Source organism: Amycolatopsis sp. w19 (assembly GCF_051373225.1).
Taxonomy (GTDB): Bacteria; Actinomycetota; Actinomycetes; order Mycobacteriales; family Pseudonocardiaceae; genus Amycolatopsis; species Amycolatopsis japonica.
In genome coordinates, this window is the sequence record NZ_JBPQFM010000004.1 from 346,831 (window position 1) to 361,300 (window position 14,470).

At 68.6% G+C, this 14,470-nt stretch carries 12 protein-coding genes; 5 read left to right on the top strand and 7 right to left on the bottom strand.

Annotated features, from left to right (window positions below; genetic code table 11):
- Positions 1 to 197: 197 nt before the first annotated feature.
- Positions 198 to 1,415 (bottom strand): hypothetical protein, encoded by a 1,218-nt coding sequence (locus tag ACSMFO_RS12315; protein WP_436458692.1) that lies wholly within the window; start codon positions 1,413 to 1,415, stop codon positions 198 to 200.
- A gap of 222 nt (positions 1,416 to 1,637) precedes the next feature.
- Between ACSMFO_RS12315 and ACSMFO_RS12320 the strand changes: the two genes are divergently transcribed.
- The gene (locus ACSMFO_RS12320; RefSeq protein ID WP_436458694.1) at positions 1,638 to 4,664 is read left to right on the top strand and encodes a tetratricopeptide repeat protein; all 3,027 of its coding nucleotides are present in this window, start codon (positions 1,638 to 1,640) and stop codon (positions 4,662 to 4,664) included.
- Between the two features lie 611 nt (positions 4,665 to 5,275).
- On the opposite strand, the gene ACSMFO_RS12325 is transcribed toward ACSMFO_RS12320, so the two are convergent.
- On the bottom strand, positions 5,276 to 5,611 hold the full coding sequence (locus ACSMFO_RS12325; protein ID WP_436458696.1) for a helix-turn-helix domain-containing protein: 336 nt from the start codon (positions 5,609 to 5,611) through the stop codon (positions 5,276 to 5,278).
- 336 nt (positions 5,612 to 5,947) lie between these two features.
- On the opposite strand from ACSMFO_RS12325, the gene ACSMFO_RS12330 reads away from it, so the two are divergent.
- Positions 5,948 to 7,132, top strand: coding sequence for a PQQ-dependent sugar dehydrogenase (locus ACSMFO_RS12330; RefSeq protein ID WP_436458698.1), 1,185 nt, complete (start codon positions 5,948 to 5,950; stop codon positions 7,130 to 7,132).
- Between the two features lie 118 nt (positions 7,133 to 7,250).
- Positions 7,251 to 8,507 (top strand): SON protein, encoded by a 1,257-nt coding sequence (locus tag ACSMFO_RS12335; RefSeq protein WP_436458700.1) that lies wholly within the window; start codon positions 7,251 to 7,253, stop codon positions 8,505 to 8,507.
- Positions 8,508 to 8,574: 67 nt separating this feature from the next.
- On the opposite strand, the gene argG is transcribed toward ACSMFO_RS12335, so the two are convergent.
- Entirely contained in the window at positions 8,575 to 10,023 is a 1,449-nt protein-coding gene (argG, locus tag ACSMFO_RS12340) for an argininosuccinate synthase (protein WP_038516923.1), read from the bottom strand.
- A 166-nt stretch (positions 10,024 to 10,189) separates the two neighbouring features.
- On the opposite strand from argG, the gene ACSMFO_RS12345 reads away from it, so the two are divergent.
- Both ACSMFO_RS12345 and ACSMFO_RS12350 read left to right on the top strand, forming a co-directional pair.
- Positions 10,190 to 11,746, top strand: a complete 1,557-nt coding sequence (locus ACSMFO_RS12345) for a molybdopterin-dependent oxidoreductase (protein ID WP_436458701.1) — start codon at positions 10,190 to 10,192, stop codon at positions 11,744 to 11,746.
- Between the two features lie 88 nt (positions 11,747 to 11,834).
- Entirely contained in the window at positions 11,835 to 12,512 is a 678-nt protein-coding gene (locus tag ACSMFO_RS12350; RefSeq protein ID WP_436458703.1) for a fasciclin domain-containing protein, read from the top strand.
- A gap of 60 nt (positions 12,513 to 12,572) precedes the next feature.
- On the opposite strand, the gene ACSMFO_RS12355 is transcribed toward ACSMFO_RS12350, so the two are convergent.
- Genes ACSMFO_RS12355 through ACSMFO_RS12370 form a run of 4 tightly spaced genes read right to left on the bottom strand, consistent with a single transcriptional unit; the run spans position 12,573 to position 14,404 of the window.
- Positions 12,573 to 12,878 (bottom strand): hypothetical protein, encoded by a 306-nt coding sequence (locus tag ACSMFO_RS12355; RefSeq protein ID WP_436458705.1) that lies wholly within the window; start codon positions 12,876 to 12,878, stop codon positions 12,573 to 12,575.
- The gene (locus ACSMFO_RS12360) at positions 12,875 to 13,276 is read right to left on the bottom strand and encodes an Asp23/Gls24 family envelope stress response protein (RefSeq protein ID WP_038516917.1); all 402 of its coding nucleotides are present in this window, start codon (positions 13,274 to 13,276) and stop codon (positions 12,875 to 12,877) included. The genes ACSMFO_RS12355 and ACSMFO_RS12360 overlap by 4 nt, the downstream gene beginning before the upstream one ends.
- Positions 13,266 to 13,832, bottom strand: coding sequence for an Asp23/Gls24 family envelope stress response protein (locus tag ACSMFO_RS12365; RefSeq protein WP_378412615.1), 567 nt, complete (start codon positions 13,830 to 13,832; stop codon positions 13,266 to 13,268). The genes ACSMFO_RS12360 and ACSMFO_RS12365 overlap by 11 nt, the downstream gene beginning before the upstream one ends.
- Positions 13,823 to 14,404, bottom strand: a complete 582-nt coding sequence (locus tag ACSMFO_RS12370; protein WP_038524026.1) for an RNA polymerase sigma factor — start codon at positions 14,402 to 14,404, stop codon at positions 13,823 to 13,825. The genes ACSMFO_RS12365 and ACSMFO_RS12370 overlap by 10 nt, the downstream gene beginning before the upstream one ends.
- Between the last annotated feature and the right edge of the window lie 66 nt (positions 14,405 to 14,470).

A 14,470-nucleotide genomic window follows, 5' to 3' on the forward strand; every position in this document is an offset into this window, starting at 1 on the left:
TCCCGTGCGGTCGCCGACGAGACAGCGTCCGGGGGAGCACGCGACGGCGACGACCGTGAGGCCGGGCAGCCGGTCGAAGTCGCTCGCGAGCACGGCGCGGGCGTCCGCGACCGGACACGGTCCCGAGTGGACGAGCACATCGGCGAGGGAGGCGTGGGTTCCGTCGTTCGCGTCGGCCAAGAGGAACGAACTGCCCGCTACAGAGCCCGGCATGGCAGCACCTCCGCCATCGGCACCGGGGACACCGGGACCGCCCTGGTGGGTTCGGGCAAGCCGAGGAGCCGGTACATCTCGGCGCGCAGGATCTCGCCGGCGCGGCCCGGCCGGGACGAGAGCAGCTCGCGAACCCGCTCGGCCACACCGGAGGACTCCGCCTCGCACAGCAAGGGGAGGAGGGAACTACCGGGCGCCCACCGGGGCGCGTGTTCGGCGATGACCGCGCCGGGCGTGCCCGGCAGCAGCGGTTCGGTGCCGTCCACGGCCAGGAGCACCGGTTTGCCGATGCCCGCCGCGTAGCCGGTCACGGAGCCGTAGTCGCCGATGACGTGGTCCGCGGCGATCAAGGCGGCCCGCCAGCTCCCTTCGGGGCGCAGAAGCTCGAGCCCGGACCGCAGACTGTCGGCCAGCCAGGTGCGGATCTGCCAAAGGCTGTGGTGCGACCAGATCTGGGGGTGCAGGACACCGAGCACCCGGAAGTGCTCGGACGGGAGTTCGCCGAGCACCCGCTCGAACAGGTCGTGGTGACGGCCGAAGGCCGACCGGTCGGACCAGGTCGAGGTGACGACCACCAGGCGCCGGTCGTCGGTCACGCCGAGCCCTCGCCGGTAGTGATCGCGGAAGGGAAGGCTGGCGGTGAGCCGGTCCAGCGCGATGTCGCCCGCGACGACGGCGGCGGACACCGCGCGAGGGCAGGTCTCGGCGAGGACGTCCATCTCGCGGTCGTGGACGAGCACGATCGAATCGGCGCGTACCCGCCCTTCCCGCATCAGCTGGCCCGCGTCGAGCCCGATCTGTGGACTCCATCCGGGGCCGGCGCCAGGAGGCCGCGACGGCCGGTACTGGCCGAATCCGCCGCCGTGCGGGACCAGCAGTACCGGCCCCGCGACCTCGTCGATGCCGCGCTGGCTGGCGGCGAGGACGAGGTCGTACTCGCCGCGCCGGGCCTGCGCCCAGGGGAGCACTATTCCGCCTTGTGCCTCCACGAAGTCGTGAGTGGCACGCCAGGATTCCCATTCCGGGACGGTGAAGGTCGCCTGGACGCGGTGGTCGGCCTCGAAGAGCGGAAGCAGATCGAGGAGCCGATTGCCGGCGACGATGTGCGGGATCATCACCAGTACGGATTTGACGCCCTTGCGTGTCGCCCAGTGCTGATCGGAACCGCCGACCGGACTGCGGACCCACGATGACTCGGTCATGAAATTCCCCTCGCTCGAACTCCGGTATCCGCAGTCAGCATGGGAGCGATCGTGGAGAAAACGGCTTCGGCCGGTTGTCAGTTCATTGACAGATGATCAACGATGATCGCCGAAGTTTGACAATTAAGCCGATGACCTGGCCTTATGCGCGGGCGGATGGAAAAATGATCCGGCGGGACAGGGGTGGCGAACCCGGGTTCGCCATGGGGAAGGGGCGCACTCGTGGAAATCGCTTTCGGAATTCTCGGGCAGACGGCCATGCTAATGCACGGGAATGTGGATGTGAACTGGGCGGGTCCTCGGCCGAGGCAGGTGCTGACCGCGTTGCTGACGGCCCCGAACCGCCGATTGCCGCTGGACGTCGTCGTCGACTGGGTGTGGGAAGAGCACGAGAAGGCGCCACAAGACGCCCACTCGACGCTTCACCAGAACGCGACCAAGCTCCGCCGGGCGTTCGACGAAAATTCCGTGCCCGCGAAGGTGAGTGTGGGCAAAGCCGGTTGCCTGCTGGAGATCGAGCCGGCACTGATCGATCACTTCGGCTTCCAGGTCATGATGGACAAGGCCGTCCGGTTCCGTGAACTCGGTCAGCACGACCGCGCGCTCGTCGAAGCGCTTTCGGCCCTCCGGCTGTGCCGGGACGAACCCATGGCCGATCTCCGGACCGAGCGTGCCGACGCATGGCGCGTCTTATGGGAGCGCAATACGTGGATACCCGCCAACGCGTTCGTCGTGGCGGAGCATTTGGCGACCGGAAAAGCCGACGCCGCGGTGCGAAAACTGGCGGAACTCGAACAGGCGCATCCGAGGGAACTGAGTTTCGAGAAATTGAAGATCCGGGCGCTGGCCGAAGCCGATCAGCCCGCCGAAGCCGCCGATTTCTTCCGGGCGACCTATGCCCGTTACCGGGAGGCGGGGGAGACAAGGGCCGCGGACGAACTGCGGGCGGTCAACGACAAGGTGCTGATCCGGCCGGAACGGGTCATCCCGCGGCGCAAACCGGCCCCGCTCGATTCCGCCGGCCAAAGCGACCACGTGATACGGCATTTACCGCCGGACGTCGACGATGTCGCGGGAAGAGTAGATCTGATAGCGCTGCTCGACGCTTACACGACCGATTCCGCGGGCGCGCCGAAACGGGCCGCGGTGGTGGTGACCGGAGGACCCGGGGTCGGGAAGACGACCTTGGCGGCCAAATGGGCCCACCGTGCGGAACGGCGGTACCGGCACGGCGCGGTCATGCTGGATCTTCGCGGGGACAGTCAGGCCGCGAAGGCCGACGCCGGCGAGATAGTCGACACCCTCTTGTCGTTGCTGGATTTTCCGGTCGACCAAGTGGTCAATCCGATCGCCCGCGCCGCGAAACTGTCGGCGCTGCTCGCCCGGCGCTCGATGCTCGTGATCCTCGACAACGTGCGCAGTTCCGATCAGGTCGCGCCGCTGCTGGGCGTCCTGTCGTCGTGCACGGTACTGATAGTTTCGCGGTGGCGCCTGAAATCCTTGTCGGCGAAGCTGACTCCGCCGGTGATCACGGTGTTCCCGCTCGCCGACCGGTATTCCTCCGCTCTGTTGACCCGCCGAATCGGTCACCGTGCGCGAGACGACGCGGAGGGAGTCGAAGAGCTGGTGCGGCTGTGCGACGGCAACCCGTTGGCGCTGACCTTGGTGGCCGAACGCGCCGTCTCCCGGGCGGGCACGCGGATGCGGACCTTGGCCAGCCAGTTGCGCGACGCCGACCTGTTTCTGGACCTCGGCGACGAGGGCGACTGGCCGGGGATGAGCCTGAGGTCCGCCTTCGCCCTTTCGTACCAGGACCTCGAACCCGCCGAGCGGCGCGTGTTCGCCCTGATCGGCCTGCACCCGAGCGCCGAGATGACCACCGAGGTGATCGCCGCCGCGGACGGGCGCCCGGCGCCGGAAGTGCGGCGCTCGCTCGACATACTGGTCGCCGCGCATCTGATCGAACACCCCGCCGATCTCGACCGGTATCGCGTGCACGACCTTCTCCATCTGTACGCCGCGTCCCTGGCCACCCAATTGTCCGATGTGGACCTCGCGCGAAGGAAGATGTTCGAGTTCTACCTGCGCGTGGTCATCGACGCGTATCGCTTGCAGTTCCCGCACAAAGAGCTGCTGAACCTGCCTCCGATGGTGCGGGTGGCGCCCACGCCCGGGTTCCGGAACGTCGCCGAAGCGCGGCAATGGGTGTTGCGGGAACGAAAGTCGCTGATGGCCATCAGCGCGGCCTCGGAAGGCGTTCTCAACGGAATCTCGTACCTCCTGCCCGCGATGGCCTCGGAATTCTTCCTGTTACAGGGGAGATACCCCGACGCGGTCGAAGGGCTGACCATCGCGATCCGTGCCGCGACGGCGCAAGGCGACGAGGGCTCGCTGGCATCGTGCCTGAACGATCTCGGAGTCGTGCACATGCTCGCCGGCGCCGACGACGCGGCCGAGCGGTGTCTGCTGCGCGCGCTGGAACTGGCCGACACGCACGGGATCGCGATCGGCGGCGTGACGACCAGGCTGAACCTGGCCCGAGTGCACTTCCATGCCGGTCGCGCGGCCGAAGCGGTCGAAAGGTACCGGAAGGTACTTCCGGCCGTTCGCGCGCTGGGCGAGCCGATGTTGTGCGCCAGCGCGGAGCACCGCTTCGCCGACGCGCTGCTCGAGGTGGGCGGTCACGACGAGGAAGCGCTCGCTCTGTACCGGGAGGCCTTGAGGCATCGGCGTGCGGCCGGTGATGCCACGGAACTGATGCGGGCACACGCCGCCCTCGGTGCGTTGCTCGTCCGCCTCGGCAGGCTCGCCGAAGCGTCGGCGGAGTGCGCCGCCGGGCAGGCGTTGATCGAGGCGAGTCAAGATCTTCCGACGGTCATGAAGCTCAATACGGTGCTCGCTCAGCTGCGGCACGCGGAAGGCGACGCCCGAGCGGCGCTCCGGCACGCGCATCTGGCGGTCGCGTTGGCGAACCGGACCCGGCACGCGACAGGGCGGGCCCGGGCACTTTCCGCACTCGCGGCTGTCCTCTGTGAGCACGGCGATCCCGACGACGCGCGGGAACTGTGGCAGGAGGCCGCGGAGCTCTACCGCGGGCGGGCTCGTCTGGCGAAGGCGGACGCGATCGAGACGCTGCTGGCGGAACTGGACGCGCACGGGCGGCTCGTTCCGGCGGCTCGTAAAGGTGACGGAGACACCGTGGCGATGCGCCCGCCGCATCTCCGGATCGTCCGCGACCAGCGTTCCTGAATGCTCCGTGTCGTACCGGTGAGTAGTCACCGTAAAGAGTGATCTGATTCTTCATCTTCGCCACTCAGGGCTGATTTGAGGACAGCGTGCAAACACGATCGAGTTGAAGAATTTTCGCGAATTCGGCCGAACTTGAGCTACTTCTGAGTAGTTTGGCGCGATGGGGCGTCGCGGGCTGCGATACGGCTCGCTCGCGACTCCCTTCGGAGGCATTCGGCGCTTGTCGACTTGCGCGGTCGCAGAGAGAAACTGCAGTTCGGGCGTTCGTGTACCGTGTCGCTACCGTCGTCGGCATGGAAGTGTGATGGGGCGCTTTCAGGCCCATTCTCGGCATCTGTACTCTTCCCTCAGTCGCCCTCTGGGGGACGTCAGCCGGACCTCGCTCGGAACCCGAAAGAGCGCTTAGTGAACTTAAAGACGTGACCTCATCCGGCTCACCCTATACCCGTTTTCAGATGAGAGGAACCGTACGACGGTGATTGAGCGTTACATTTGGATTGTGTACTTTGCGTGACGATCGACGTCATGCGCTGTAAGTAGTGCCCTGGTTCTCCGGGCGCGGCGACGCCCGCCTGGAGAACCAGGCTTCGGTAGGCGTTCGGCACCTGTGGCTACTGCCGCCCTCGCGGGCGAAGGACGACACCTTCCGCGAGCAGGACCCGGCGAGTCTGGTCGTAGCTCATCCCGTGGATGGCCGCCAGTTGCCGGATGCTCCGCCCTGCCAGGTACGCGTTGACGAGCCCCGGCGGCGTGGGCGGGAGCGGAATTTTCGGGGGCCGGAGCGCGACGCCGGCGGCCAGCAGGACGGTTCGGACCTTGCGGTAGCTCAGCGCATAGTGCTTGGCCAGGTTTTCGATCGTCTCGCCGTCGTTGTAGTGACGGACGAGTTCGGCGTCCAGTGAACCGGCGTCGGTATGTTCCCCGGCGCCGTCGTCTTCCTCGGTCATCGGATCATCGCCGCCCCGCACAGCTCGATCGTCATCAGATGCGAGGACCGTGGTGGTCCAAGCTTCATTCCGACCTTCCAGCCAAGGGCACGAGCACCTGGTCTCACACCGCCGACCGAGTAGTTCCACCCGGACGTGGTGTGCCGCGTCGGCGTGTCGCTGACAAACTCGCGGGTGCATGATGTCCATTCCGGGCTTGCTTCGTGAGAATTCGAGCGCTTCGCGTAGTCGATTCGGGGGAAAGAAACCGACCGGAACCTCGCGTATGGAGGTACCGCCGCTCCGCCGACCGCTGTTGAATTGGACCAGACCATTCACTGGCGATTGGAGTCCTTCATGACGCGACGGCACCTCCGCCGGGGGTTGTCCCTGGTGGCCGGGCTCGCCTTGGCCGGGGCGCTGCTCCCGGCCGCGAGCAGCGCGGAGACCCAGGAAGCGCGGGGTGTTCCGCTCGGCGAGCTGACCGCCACGGCGACCAAGGTCGCGTCCGGGCTGGTGAACCCGACCGCGATCACGGCGCTCGACGACGGGAGCGGCCGGATCCTCATCGTGGAGAAACGAGGGGTCGTCCGGGCCTACCACCCCAGGACCGGACTCGCCGCCAAACCGGTCCTCGACATCAGCGACAAGGTGAACGGCGCGGACGTCGAACGCGGGCTGCTCGGGCTCGCGATCGCCAAGGACAGGCGGGCGTACGTCGCGTACACCCGCAAGTCCGACAGCGCGGTGACGTTGTCCCGCGTCCGGTTCGACACCGGTGAGCTCACCGAGCTGATCACCCAGCCGCACGCCGAGTTCCCCAACCACAACGGCGGCCAGCTGGCGTTCGGCCCGGACGGCTACCTGTACTGGGGGATCGGCGACGGCGGCGGAGGCGGCGATCCGCTGGCCAGCGGGCAGCGGCTGGACACGCTGCTGGGCAAGATCCTGCGTGTCGACGTCAACCGCGCGTGCCGTCCGCTGAAGTACTGCGTCCCGGCGGGCAACCCGTTCGTCGGCGTCGCGGGCGCGCGGCCGGAGATCTGGTCGTACGGGCTGCGCAATCCCTGGCGGTTCTCCTTCGACCCGGCCGACGGTTCGCTGTGGATCGGCGACGTCGGCCAGGGCCGCTTCGAGGAGGTCGACCACCTCGCCAAGGGCAAGGGCGGCGCGAACTTCGGCTGGTCCTGCAAGGAGGGGCCGGTCGTGTTCGACGAGACGCGGTGCGAGGACGGCGTGACCTACACCGAACCGGTCTTCCACTACATCTCCGGCGCGGAGGGCTGCGCGGTGATCGGCGGGCACGTCTACCGCGGCCGGAAGTACGCCTCGCTGGCGGGCGGGACCTATCTCGCCACCGACTTCTGCCAGGGAACGGCCTGGGCCGTACGCAAGAAGGCCGACGGCACTTACGAAAGCGCCCGGATCGGCCAGTTCCCGCTCGACGCCACCACGTTCGGCACCGATCAGAACGGCGAGCTGTACCTGGCCGACGAACAGCCCGGCGGACTGCACCGGATCTCGTTCGCGCGCAAGGGCTGAACCGGCTTCCCCTGCCGCGTCCGCCCGGCGCGGCAGGGGATCTGATCGCGTTTCATCAAGTTTTCATCCTCCCTCCATAACTTGGGTTCGTTCGGTGAATTCAGTGATGGAGGGCGACGTGGAGCAATCATTCCCACCCGAGGGCGCGCAGTGGCCGCCGCCGCAGGGCTGGGTCCCGCAACCGGTACCGGCGCCGCCCGTCCGGAAACCCCGGTGGCCGCTGTTCGCGGGGATCGCCGGGCTGGTGGTGGTGCTCCTCGCGGGTCTGACGACCTGGTTGCTGTGGCCCTCGAAAGCCGGCCGCGAACCCTTCGAGCAGGCACTGGCCGGGCTTTCCTCGGCGCCCGCCGTCCGGAACAGCACCTCCGCGGTCGGCGGGATGATCGAGACGGACGTCAAGACCACGGCGTACGGCGAGACGTCCGGCACGATGTCCTTCCAGGGCAAGAAGATCGAGATCCTGGTCGTCGGCGGCAAGGTCTTCTTCAAGGCGCCCGACGGGATGCTGCCCGGGGCGTCCGCGGAGTCGGCCGAGGAGCTCAAGGACCGATGGATCACCGGCGAGGACGAGCTGTTCGGCCCGGTCCTGCAGCAGTTCGAGTCTCCGGAGAAACTCGCGACCCGGTTGCGCGAGGCGCTGGAGCGAGCGGACGAGATCACCGAGGGCCCGAACATCCGGGACGTCCCGGCGCTCAAGGCGAGCACGCCCGCCGGTGATCTGTACGTGTCGAAGGAAGCGCCGCATCGGCTTCTCCGGTACTCCGTGAAGATGCCCGGCGGTATGCCTTCCCTGCCCGGCGCGGGTTCGCGGCCGCAGCCGCCGTCGGGTGCCGGTCTCGGTGACTCCGATGTGGACGCCTTGTCACCGCAGGAGACCGACGCCGTCTACGAAGAACTGACGTCGAACACCAAGAAGCTGACCGGCGCCGTCAATACCGGCGTGCGGTTCGACATGGACGGCGCGGCCACGGTCGCGTGCAGTGCCTCGGGCTGCACGGTGACCGCGAACGTCTCGAGTTCCGCCTCGGCGAGTGGCGGGAAGGTCACCGGCCAGGTCAACGCCACGATGACCGCGAACGTCACCATCGGCGGCCGCTCGGCGGGCAGTTGCCGGAACTCGGCCACGCTGCCGATGAACGGCTCCGGCTCGGTCAGCTGTGTCAACGGCGGGGCCGGCAGCGTCTTCTCGGCCGTCGAGGCGGAGAAGAAGGCGGACGCGGAAGCGCGGTCGCGGGCGTCGGGCGGCGTTCCGGTCCAGTACCAGATCGAGAGCATCGCCTCGGTTTCCGTGCTGGCCGAAGCGATCGGGCAGGTCGAGATCACCCGGCTCGTGGACGAGCTGGGACAGCGGCGGTCCCAGCTCGGCGGCAGGTAAAGAAACAGCGCCGGGCGAACGGCTTCGATGCCGCGCGCCCGGCGCTTTCGCGTCCCGTCTATTCGGGTCAGTCCGTACCGGATTCGATCGCGGCGTGGTCGAGCAGTTCGTCCTCACCCGAGGCCTTGCCGCGCGAGGCGATCGCCTGCGCACCGCCCGCGTCCATCGCCCCGATCAGGCCGGTCGACGCGGCCTGCGCGGCGCCGATCAGCGTCGGGTGCCCGCCGCCGACCATGCCGAGCCCGGCGTACTGCTCGAGCTTGGCGCGCGAGTCCGCGATGTCGAGGTTCCGCATGGTGAGCTGGCCGATCCGGTCGACCGGGCCGAACGCCGAGTCCTCGGTGCGCTCCATGGACAGCTTGTCCGGGTGGTAGCTGAAGAACGGGCCGGTGGTGTCGAGGATCGAGTAGTCCTCGCCGCGACGCAGCCGCAGGGTGACCTCGCCGGTGACGGCCGCGCCGACCCACCGCTGCAGCGACTCGCGCAGCATCATCGCCTGCGGGTCCAGCCAGCGGCCTTCGTACATCAGCCTGCCGAGGCGGCGGCCCTCGTTGTGGTAGCTGGCGAGGGTGTCCTCGTTGTGGATCGCGTTGACGAGCCGCTCGTACGCCGCGTGCAGCAGCGCCATGCCCGGCGCCTCGTAGATACCGCGGCTCTTGGCCTCGATGATCCGGTTCTCGATCTGGTCGGACATGCCGAGCCCGTGCCGCCCGCCGATGGCGTTGGCCTCCAGGACCAGGTCGACCGCGGTGGCGAACTCCTTGCCGTTGATCGTCACCGGCCGGCCCTGCTCGAAGCCGATCGTGACGTCCTCGGTCGCGATCTCGACTTCGGGGTCCCAGAACCGGACGCCCATGATCGGGTTCACGATCTCGATGCCGGTGTCGAGGTGCTCCAGCGACTTGGCCTCGTGCGTCGCGCCCCAGATGTTCGCGTCGGTGGAGTAGGCCTTCTCGGTGCTGTCCCGGTAGGGCAGGCCGTGGGCCTGCAGCCACTCGGACATCTCCTTGCGGCCGCCGAGCTCGCTGACGAACGCGGCGTCCAGCCACGGCTTGTAGATCCGCAGGGACGGGTTCGCGAGCAGGCCGTAGCGGTAGAACCGCTCGATGTCGTTGCCCTTGAAGGTGGAGCCGTCGCCCCAGATCTGGACGTCGTCCTCGAGCATCGCGCGCACCAGCAGGGTGCCGGTGACCGCGCGGCCGAGCGGGGTCGTGTTGAAGTAGGTGCGGCCGCCGTTGCGGATGTGGAAGGCGCCGCAGGACAGCGCCGCGAGACCTTCCTCGACCAGCGCGGCCTTGCAGTCGACGGCGCGCGCGATCTCGGCGCCGTAGGCCTTCGCCCGGCCAGGGACCGACGCGATGTCGGGTTCGTCGTATTGGCCGATGTCAGCGGTGTAGGTGCACGGCACTGCACCCTTCTCGCGCATCCACGCGACCGCTACCGAGGTGTCGAGGCCGCCGGAGAAGGCGATCCCGACGCGTTCGCCGACAGGCAGAGAGGTGAGTACCTTGGACATGATGGAAGTATATGCATAGGTGTGTATGACCATGCAAGCCGGGGTGAGCGGCGCAACTCGGGTGGGTGGTCGCGTGGGTCGTGAGTGGCGATTCGGGTTCTAACCCGAATCGCCACTCGCGACCCACGCGACCTGTCCATCGGCCCGGCCGCCTCGAATACCTGGCATGGAGACTTCGCGGGCCGCTCGGGAACCACGCCTCCCCTTCTTCGGGGCGGCGCTGATCGGGGTCGTGGCCCTCGCCGCGGCCTTGGCGGCCGGCCATCTGGTGGCCGGGTTCATCGGCGCCAACGCTTCGCCGTACCTCGCGGTCGGCAATGGGGCGATCGATCTGACGCCGGTCGGGCTGAAGGATTTCGCGGTCCGCACGTTCGGCGTCTACGACAAGCTCGTGCTGCTCGGCGGGATGGCCGTGGTGATGGTGCTCGCCGCCGCCGTGGCCGGGATCGCCTCGCGCCGGTCACCCGTTCAGGGCATCGTGCTGATCGCCGCCTTCGGCCTGCTGGGCGGGCTCGCCGTGGCGCTGCGGCCCGACCTCTCGGCGGTCGCGCTGCTCGCGCCGCTGGCCAGCCTGATCGCCGGGGTCGGCGTCTTCTTCTGGCTGCATCGCCTGGCCTCGGCCGGTCCTCGGGACGAAGTCGCGGGCGCCACACCCTCGCGCAGGTCGGTGCTGCTGGCCGGAGCCGGTGCCGTCGTGGCCGCAGGAGCGGCGGGGGCCGGGGGCCAGCTTCTCGCCGGTACGCGAGACGCGGAGTCGTCGCGTATGGCCGTCGGGAGGCTCGTTCCCGCCGAGCCGGCGCCGCCCATTCCGGCCGACGCGGACTTCGCGAAGCTCGGCACACCGACGTTCCTCACTTCGAACCGCGACTTCTACCGCGTCGACACGGCGTTGTCGGTGCCGCAGGTCCGGGCCGAGGACTGGAGCCTCCGGCTGCACGGCATGGTGCGTGAGGAAAAACGGTTCAGCTACGACGACATCCGCGACCGGCCGCTGATCGAACGCACGATCACCATGACCTGCGTGTCCAACGAGGTCGGCGGGACGTACGTGTCCACCGCGAACTTCATCGGTGTGGACCTCGGGGACTTGTTGCGGGAGGCCGGGATCCTGCCCGGTGCCGAGCAGATCTTCTCCACCAGCGTCGACGGCTGGACCGCGGGCAGCCCGGTCGTCGCCGCGCTCGATCCGGAGCGGGGCGCGATGCTCGCGATCGGGATGAACGGGGAACCGCTGCCGGTGGAACACGGTTTTCCCGCACGAATGGTCATTCCCGGTCTCTATGGCTATGTTTCGGCGACGAAATGGGTCAAGGACCTGGAGATCACCACGTGGAAAGCGCGCCGCGCGTACTGGCTCGATCGCGGCTGGGGTGAACAGGCCCCGATCAAAACACAGTCCAGGATCGACAGTCCGAAAGGATTCGAAACGGTCCCCGCCGGCAAGGTCCGGGTCTCGGGTGTCGCGTGGGCGCAGCACACCGGGATCGAGCGGGTCGAAGTCCGGCTCGGCGCGAACGGAAGCTGGCTGCCCGCAACGCTTTCCCGTGAGGTGGGGCGGAACACCTGGCGGATGTGGTGGACCGAATTCGACGTTCCGGCCGGCAGCCATCAGGTCACCGTCCGGGCCGTCGACAAATCCGGCTACACCCAGACCGACGCGCGCGCCGGAACCGTTCCCGACGGGGCGACCGGCTGGCATGTCATCAGTTTCACCGCACGGTGATCGGTGTCACTCGAATGGGTGGCAATCCGATTTCACCGTGGTTCCGAATACCCGGTAAGAGTCCGAAAAACAAATGGAGTGATTTTCCGTGAGCAAGCTTCGCGTCGCAGGAATCGGTTTCACCGCGGTCACCGCGCTGGCCCTGGCCGCCTGCAGCAGCAACGACAGCGCTTCGTCCGGCAGCTCCAGCAGTGCCCCCGCGCCCGCCCCGTCCTCGTCGATGTCGGCCCCGATGTCCAGTGCCGCTTCCGGTGACGGGGTCACCACCAACGCCGACGTGTTCGGCCCGGCCTGTTCGCAGCTGCCGCAGGGCAGTGCGCCGGGTTCGCTGGACTCGATGGGCCCGCAGCCGGTCGCCAGCGCCGCCTCGACCAACCCGCTGCTGACCAAGCTGGTCGCCGCGGTGAAGGCGACCAACCTGGTGGACACGCTCAACAGCCAGCAGGCCATCACCGTGTTCGCCCCGGCGGACCCGGCCTTCGAAGCCCTGGGCGAAGCCAAGTTCACCGAGCTGGCGGGCAAGCCGGACCAGCTGGCCCCGATCCTGCAGTACCACGTCGTCGGCAAGCGTTACGACGCCAAGGGCCTGGAGTCCGCCAAGTCGCTGGAGAGCCTGAACACCGCGGGCGGCCCGGTCAAGATCGAGGGCTCCGGCGAGAACATGACCGTCAACGGCGCGAAGATCCTGTGCGGCAATATCCCCACCAAGAACGCCACCGTCTTCGTCATCGACAAGGTGCTGACCCCGGGCACCAACAAGAACTAGGTCCCCGCCCCGGCGATCGCGGTGGCCACGCCTTCGGGCGCGGCCACCGCGATCTTCGTGTCAGGGAACGAGCGCGGCGGCGTCCACATCGGTCACCACGAGCCGCAGACTCGCGTTCTCCCAAGGGGTTCCGGTCAGCACGGCACGCAACGCGGCCCCGGCGACCTCTGTGAGCGGTGGGATCGGCACCTCCAGTGCGACCACGCGGATCTCGACGACGTCCTCGGAGATGTCGACGGCCATCACGTCGAGATCCCACGGCACCGCCGACGCGGCGGCCGTGGTCGACGGTGTGGCCGCGCGCAGTCCCGGTATGTCGCGGAGAGCGCTGAGCAGCGAAGCGGTCAGTTCGGAACGTGCGGTCACAACAGTCCTCCACGGATTTCGATGTCCAAAATGGACACCGAGACGGCGGACGGGGTGAGCCCGGTCGCCTCGGTGACCGCTTTGCCCACGGCCCGCTGCACCGCCTGCGCGGTGGCGGCGGCCTGGTCCAGGCCGGAGAGCGAAAGGTCGATCTCCACCCGCACGTCCGGCGGGTCGTGCTCGACGAACGCGCGGACCCCTTCCGTGGGCGCAGGTTCGAGACCCTTGATCCGCTGCCGCGCGATCCTGGTCAGCGAACCGGCCAGCCCGCGCAGCCCGGGTTCCAGGCGTACCACGCCGGGGACCCGGGCCGCGGCGTGCGCGGCGACCGCCGCGATCACCGGCGGGGCGATCACCGTCTCGACCAGGTGCCGGGCCGGTGCCTGCTCACGCGTCATAGAGGTCCTCCACCACCAGATCGAGCCGGGCAAGGCGGACGCCGACCCTGGCACCCGCCGCCGCGGTGACCCGCTCACGGACGACGTCCAGCGAGTCACCGTCGAAATCATGCGCGATCGCCAGGTTCAGCTCCACGTTCACGGCCAGCGGGTCGGTGATGTCGGGTGCGGGCAGGACCCGGCAGCGCCGCGCGCGGACGCCGTCGACGGAGTCCGCGGCGAACCGCAGCACGGCCGCGACCGCCTGATCGCTCACCTGGACCTCGCCCGGCTCCGGGCTCGCCAGCGGCACCAGATCGCGACGCCGCACCTCGGCGCGGATCGCGGACATGATGCGGCCGGTGAGGTCCGGCGACGGCTCGGCGTCGTCGTCGGCCAGTTCCCTGGTCAGCCCGCGCAGCACCAGAAGGCTTTCGCGGGTGGCCCGGCAGTGCGGGCAGTCGAGTTCGTGCGTGTCCGCCCGGCCGGCACCGACCTCGTCGAGCCGTTCCCAGACCTGTTCCACATCACGGCCGCACGGCAGCAGGTAGTCGCGGGTCGCGTGGTTCATCGCCATGGCGCCATCACCTCCGCCAACTGTGCTCGTGCTCGCGCGATGCGTCCGCGCACCGCGGTGGTGGTCGCCCCGATCGCCTTCGCGATCTCCTCGTAGGAGCGACCGTGGACCTCGCGCAACAGCCAGCAGGCCCGTTGCTCGGCGGTCAGCTGGTCCAGCGCCCCGGTGAGCGCCGTCATCTGCGCGCTCGTCTCGGCCGCGCGGTCCGGACGGCCCGCCGAACCGGTGGACTCCTGCTGGTCCAGTTCGACGTCGGCCACCGGCTTCCTGGCGCGGATCACGTTCAGGCACCGGTTGGTCGTCATCCGGTAGAGCCAGCCGACGAACGCCGCGTCCTCCTGTAACTGGTCGAGCCGCCGCCAGGCGACGAGGAACACCTCCTGGACGACGTCTTCGGCGTCGCCCTTGTTCCCCAGCATCCGCAGCGCCAGCCGGTACATCGGCCCCTGGAACCGCAGGACGAGCTGCTCGTACGCGCGGATCTCGCCGTCGCGGGCGCGCGCCACCAGCGTCGCGTCGTCCAGCACCGTTTCGCCGGCCGCGAGCGGCTCCGTTCTCGCTGAAGTCGTCATCGAGCGCACCTGTGCAGCGCCGTCATGCCGAAGCTCCCTTCACCCCACCCAGGCAGGTGGTCACCC